Origin of the sequence: Kosakonia sp. (genome assembly GCF_032052965.1) — a bacterium.
Lineage (GTDB): Bacteria > Pseudomonadota > Gammaproteobacteria > Enterobacterales > Enterobacteriaceae > Kosakonia.
The window spans coordinates 57,085-63,084 of sequence record NZ_DAMBVN010000023.1 but is presented as its reverse complement, the minus strand read 5'-3'; the positions used below and the strand labels follow the sequence as shown (position 1 = coordinate 63,084).

The 6,000-nt window shown below is 54.5% G+C and carries 3 protein-coding genes and 3 tRNA genes; 2 read left to right on the top strand and 4 right to left on the bottom strand.

The window, feature by feature from the left end; all coding sequences use genetic code 11:
• Window positions 1–56: 56 nt before the first annotated feature.
• The 3 genes from RTX30_RS20575 to RTX30_RS20565 all read right to left on the bottom strand — a co-directional run bounded on the left by RTX30_RS20575 (window position 57) and on the right by RTX30_RS20565 (window position 364).
• A tRNA-Val gene (locus RTX30_RS20575) sits at window positions 57–132 on the bottom strand.
• Window positions 133–172: 40 nt separating this feature from the next.
• Window positions 173–248, bottom strand: a tRNA-Val gene (locus RTX30_RS20570).
• 40 nt (window positions 249–288) lie between these two features.
• Window positions 289–364: transfer RNA gene (locus tag RTX30_RS20565), tRNA-Val, on the bottom strand.
• Between the two features lie 257 nt (window positions 365–621).
• Here RTX30_RS20565 and gltX point away from each other — a divergent pair.
• The gene (gltX, locus tag RTX30_RS20560; RefSeq protein WP_312692319.1) at window positions 622–2,037 is read left to right on the top strand and encodes a glutamate--tRNA ligase; all 1,416 of its coding nucleotides are present in this window, start codon (window positions 622–624) and stop codon (window positions 2,035–2,037) included.
• A gap of 50 nt (window positions 2,038–2,087) precedes the next feature.
• Here gltX and RTX30_RS20555 read toward each other — a convergent pair whose 3' ends face one another.
• Window positions 2,088–4,244 (bottom strand): TonB-dependent siderophore receptor, encoded by a 2,157-nt coding sequence (locus RTX30_RS20555; RefSeq protein WP_312692317.1) that lies wholly within the window; start codon window positions 4,242–4,244, stop codon window positions 2,088–2,090.
• A gap of 157 nt (window positions 4,245–4,401) precedes the next feature.
• Between RTX30_RS20555 and RTX30_RS20550 the strand changes: the two genes are divergently transcribed.
• On the top strand, window positions 4,402–5,964 hold the full coding sequence (locus RTX30_RS20550; RefSeq protein ID WP_312692315.1) for an alpha/beta hydrolase-fold protein: 1,563 nt from the start codon (window positions 4,402–4,404) through the stop codon (window positions 5,962–5,964).
• Window positions 5,965–6,000: the final 36 nt, after the last annotated feature.

Sequence of the window (6,000 nt, the reverse complement as noted above, 5' to 3'; positions counted from 1 at the left end):
CTGCGACCAATTGATTAAAAGTCAACTGCTCTACCAACTGAGCTAACGACCCGAAGTGGTGGGTGATGACGGGATCGAACCGCCGACCCCCTCCTTGTAAGGGAGGTGCTCTCCCAGCTGAGCTAATCACCCACTTCGGTACTTCAATGATAAGAATTCGCTGGCGAGAAAGTGGTGGGTGATGACGGGATCGAACCGCCGACCCCCTCCTTGTAAGGGAGGTGCTCTCCCAGCTGAGCTAATCACCCACTTCGGTACTTCAATGATAAGAATTCGCTGGCGAGAAAGTGGTGGGTGATGACGGGATCGAACCGCCGACCCCCTCCTTGTAAGGGAGGTGCTCTCCCAGCTGAGCTAATCACCCCCGCTGTGTGGAGTCGCATTATAGGGAGAGTTGAAAATGAGTCAACGCATTTTCAAAAGAAATTGTTCGTTCGTCGTAAAATTAGACAAACCGCTGCGTAATCCGCCGCGAGAGCATGATTTCTAAACAAAATACGCCGATAAGCCCCTGATTGCGGCAACAACATTGAGGAATCAGCCCACAGTGATAGAATATTGCCCACTTTTCATTTCAGGTATTGCCGACGGTCGGCATCTTTCTCAACGTAAGGCCATTTCATGAAAATCAAAACTCGCTTCGCGCCCAGCCCCACCGGCTATTTGCACGTAGGCGGCGCGCGTACTGCTCTCTATTCCTGGCTATTTGCTCGTAATCACGACGGTGAGTTTGTGCTGCGTATTGAAGACACCGATCTTGAGCGCTCCACCCCGGAAGCAATTGAAGCCATTATGGATGGCATGAACTGGCTGAATCTGGAATGGGACGAAGGCCCGTACTTCCAGACCAAACGTTTTGATCGCTACAACGCGGTCATTGACGAGATGCTGGAAGCCGGCACCGCCTATAAATGCTACTGCTCGAAAGAACGTCTTGAGCAGCTGCGTGAAACGCAGATGGCAAACAATGAAAAACCGCGCTACGACGGCCGTTGCCGCCACGATCATTCGCATCATGCTGCGGATGAGCCTTGTGTGGTGCGTTTTGCCAATCCGCAGGAAGGTTCGGTCATTTTTGACGATCAAATTCGCGGTCCGATCGAGTTTAGCAATCAGGAACTCGACGATCTGATCATTCGCCGTACTGATGGCTCCCCAACCTATAACTTCTGTGTGGTGGTGGATGACTGGGACATGGAAATCACCCACGTGATCCGTGGTGAAGATCATATCAACAACACCCCTCGCCAGATCAACATCCTGAAAGCGCTGAACGCACCGGTTCCGGTGTACGCACACGTTTCTATGATCAACGGCGACGACGGTAAAAAGCTCTCCAAACGCCACGGCGCAGTCAGCGTTATGCAATATCGTGATGACGGCTACCTGCCGGAAGCGCTGCTGAACTACCTGGTGCGTCTGGGCTGGTCCAGCGGCGATCAGGAAATCTTCACCCGTGAAGAGATGATCAAATTGTTCTCGCTGGGTGCGGTGAGCAAATCGGCCAGTGCCTTCAACACCGACAAACTGCTGTGGCTGAACCATCACTACATCAACACGCTGGATCCGGAATATGTGGCGACACACCTGCAATGGCATATTGAGCAGGAAAAGATCGACACCCATACCGGTCCGCAGTTGTTTGAACTGGTAAAACTGCTGGGCGAACGTTGTAAAACGTTGAAAGAGATGGCCGCAAGCTGCCGTTATTTCTATGAAGAGTTTGATGCGTTCGACGCCGATGCGGCGAAAAAGCACCTGCGCCCGGTGGCCCGTCAGCCGCTGGAAGTGGTGCGTGACAAACTTGCAGCGATTGCTGAATGGACCGCAGAAAACGTGCACAATGCGATTCAGGCGACGGCGGATGAACTGGAAGTCGGCATGGGTAAAGTCGGCATGCCGCTGCGCGTTGCGGTGACCGGCGCGGGTCAGTCCCCGGCACTTGACGTGACTGTTCACGCGATTGGCAAATCCCGCAGCGTGGCGCGTATCGACAAAGCGCTGGCGTTTATTGCTGAGCGCGAAAACCAGCAGTAAGCATAACGGTTATCACTGCGAAGCCGCCTTCTTTGAAGGCGGCTTTTTTATTACCAGCTGTAGCTCACCGTGGCCGTCATCGTACGACCAATGCCATAGAAGCAGGCGCTGCTGCCGCTACAGGCCGCCACATATTTGGTATTGGCCAGGTTGTTAACGTTAAACTGCATGTTTGCCCCTTTCAGGCTGCTGCTCAGCTCGCCGAGATCGTAACCAAGCATCGCGTCGTACAAATCCACCGCCGGCACTTTGAAGGTGTTTTGCGCATCGCCATACGAGGTGCCGATATAGCGCATACCGACGCCAGCGGTCAGGCTTTTCAGCGGCCCGCCAGGCAGGGTATAGCTGGCAAATGCCGACGCCATATGCGTGGGGATACGCGCCGGGGTTTTCCCCTGGGTGCCTGCCACCGTCGTGTCGGTGTTTTCCGCATTGGTATAGGTATAAGAAGCAATCAGGTTCAGGCTGTTAAACAAGGTGGAATGCAGTTCAGCCTCCAGACCTTTTGAGCGGATCTCCCCCGCGTTTTCATACCAGCCTTCGGTGCTGTTGTAGGTGGGCACATTATCCTGACGCAGGTCGTAAACAGCCAGTGACATCAGGGTGTTTTCCACGGGTTGGTATTTCACCCCGACTTCCGTCTGCTTACCGGTAGTGGGTTTAAACGGCGCAACACCTGGCGCGCGGTTGGTTTGCAGGTTCGGCTCAAATGAGGTGCTGTAGCTGATGTAAGGCGACAGGCCAAAATCAAAAGCGTAGAGCAGTCCGGTGCGCCAGGTCAATTTGCTGTCGTTTTGCTGCACGGTCGGGTCTGTAGAGGTGAAATCGGTGGTACGCACTTCCGACCAGTCATAACGACCGGAAAGCAGTAATTCCCAGTTATTCCAGCTCAACTGATCCTGCAAATAGATCCCCATCTGGTCGAGATTCTGCTGCTCGTTGGTGCGGGTGCTGAAGGTGCTTTCATCCACGCTGACGCCATACACAGGCTGGGTCCAGTCGAAGTCGTACTGTGAACCGCTGCCCCGTTGCAGCAACTGATGGTCGCGGCTTGATTTATAATCCAGCCCGCCTAACAGCGTGTGGTTAACGTCGGCAGTTGCAAACTGTGCTTCGAGCTGGTTATCAAGACCGAACTCATCCGTCTGGCGTGTTTCACGCTGGGCATTACGTGTTAATACCGTGCTGTTGGCCGCGTTGTTGGCATACACCAGGTAACGGTATTTCTGTTTAAGGGTGGAATAACGGGCGTTCTGGCGCAGGGTAACCACCTCATTGAGTTGGTGCTCAAATTCGTAGCCAACCAGGGTCTGTTCGCGCCATGACTGATCATAATTTGGATCGCTAACGTTCATATCACGCGGCAGGTAACGGCCGTTGGCGCTGACCACGGTTCCGTAATACGGCAGGAAGTTACGGTAACCGGCATCCGGATCTTTCTGGTAACTGGTGAGCAGGGTAAAGCGGGTCTGATCGTTAGGATACCAGGTGATCGACGGCGCAATGGCCATACGAGTCTCTTTATAGTCATCCACCTGGTTATTCTGCGTACGGGCAATACCATTAATGCGGTACAGCACACGCCCGTCATCGCTCAGTTTGCCGCCAAAATCAAACGCGCCTTCGGCCAGCTTATTATTCCCGGTGCGAAACTGCACATTGTGGATAGCCTCGCTGGTCGGGCGTTTACTGGTCATGCTTATAAGTCCGCCAGGATTGACCTGGCCAAACAGTACCGATGCCGGGCCGCGCACCAGTTCGACCCGCTCTAACAGCCAGGGATCAAGTGTCCCGGTTTGTGACGAGGCGGTTGCGCCATAGCTCAGGCCATCAAGGAACTTCGGTACATAACTAAAACCGCGCACAAACACTTCGTCATTACGGTTAGACGATCCCCGGTATTCGGTAAACACTCCGGCACTGTAGCGCAGCGCCTGCGAAACAGAGCTGACATCAAGCGCTTTCATTTGATCGCGGGTAATGACCGACACGGACTGTGGTGTTTTCACCAAATCGGTCGCCGTTTTCGTGGCTGAGAGGGTTTTCGTTGCCACAATGCCTTTTACCGGCGCGTGGGGATCTTCCACTGTTCCCGGCGTGACGACCAGTGTTTCTTCCGCAGAGGTTTTTGCCAGCGTCGGGGAGCTTATGCTCCCGGCCGCCAGGCTGAGCAGCCAGAGTTGCATCATTTTGTTATTTTTAAACATCAGTTAAAACGTCCCGTTTTAGAAGTTGCCATTCAAATAACCCCTTATTTATTCAGTAAATAAAGGAGTCCGACATTAATAACGGATTTGATGATATTGCAAATGCTTACCATTTGCATTAGCGTTGTTTGCAATTTTGTGAAGGGATATCCTGCCGATGAAAATGGCATTAAGTGGGTTACTGATAGGTATAAGCACCCTGCCGGCGGCGGCTATGCCGTGCGGATCCGCCTCTGTACAGGGAGAACAACAAGGGAAGTTTGACGCCAGTGGCGAAGTCTGTTTTCAACTGCCAGCGCTGGGAGAGAATTATGTCACCGCTACCTTGTCCGGCGTCACGGATGCCCATCTGCTGGATACGCAAAACCGCCGCTTGCGTGCGCTACTGGAAGGCGGCCCGGCTGATGGCGAACAGGCGCTGCTTTTTTCACTCCCGGTGCAACAACCCTCATCGCTTGTGCTGCATGGTCATGAAGGTAAGCGCTGGTCTTTCACATGGCGAATGAAAGAAACCACACCGCTGCCGCGCCCGCAAACACTGGCGCCGGTAAGCCCGCGCTTGCAGCAACTGGTCAACGAACTCGCCGCAGGCGGCACGACGGATGCTTTCTGGCAAGAGAGAAAGCGGGCAGGGACGCCACTCATCGAGCCGGTAGATGACCATCATAAGCGGGTGACGTTTTTATGGCGCGGAGCGCGCGGCAACGTGTTTATTCTGGGATCGCCAGCCGGCGATCATGATCCATTATTTCGCCTTGCGCACTCGGATGTGTGGTTCCGCAGTTATGTCGTACCGGCGGATACACGCATGCAGTACCAACTGGCTCCGGATGTGCCGAAAGTCGATGGCACTCCACGCGATCAACGCCGGGCAATCCTCGTCAGCGCACAGGCTGATCCGCTCAATCCGCATACGCTGAGCAACGGCTGGGCCGACCGCTGGAACCGATCATCACTGCTCGACTTAAGCCCGTCGCGCTACTTTTCAACCGAAGCCATGGCGCAACCGGTGCGGCACGGCGTCGTATCGCGACATGCATTTTACAGCGAGCGGTTGGGTAATAGCCGTGAAATCATCCTCTATCGGCCCAGGGCTTCGCAGCCCGCGCGCTGGACATTAATCCTCTTCGATGGGCAAACCTGGCAGGGGGAGTACCACACCGCCAGCGTGCTGGATGGTTTGATTGCTCGCCATGCGTTACCGCCCATCAATATTGTTTTTATCGACAGCCTCGACCATACGCGACGCGGCAAAGAGCTGCCGCCGAATGCTGATTTTGCCGATTTTATGGCGCTTGAACTCACGCCGTGGTTAAAACAGCGAGGGTTGCCGATGACGCGGACCAAAACGGTGCTGGCCGGTGCCAGTTACGGTGGGCTGGCCTCGTCATGGGTGGCGTTACGTTACCCGCGTCTGTTCGGTAATGTATTGAGTCTTTCCGGATCGTACTGGTGGTCACCGAAAGGGGAAGCCCCGGGCTGGTTGTTGCGCCAGTACCAGCAAGCGCCGCGTTACCCACTGCGTTTTTGGATCCAGGCGGGCCGGTTTGAATCACAAGGAGCCGACGGCGGGATCTATGCGAACAGCCTTGCGTTTGAGCAACAGCTCCGTGAAAAAGGCTACAGCGCCAGTTTTCACCCGTGGTCGAGCGGTCATGATTACGCCGCGTGGGTCGAAGCGCTGGTGCACGGTATGCGCAATTTTACCGGGCTGAAATAAGGGTAAACACATAAAAAAGCCCGGCAGCGCAAAGGC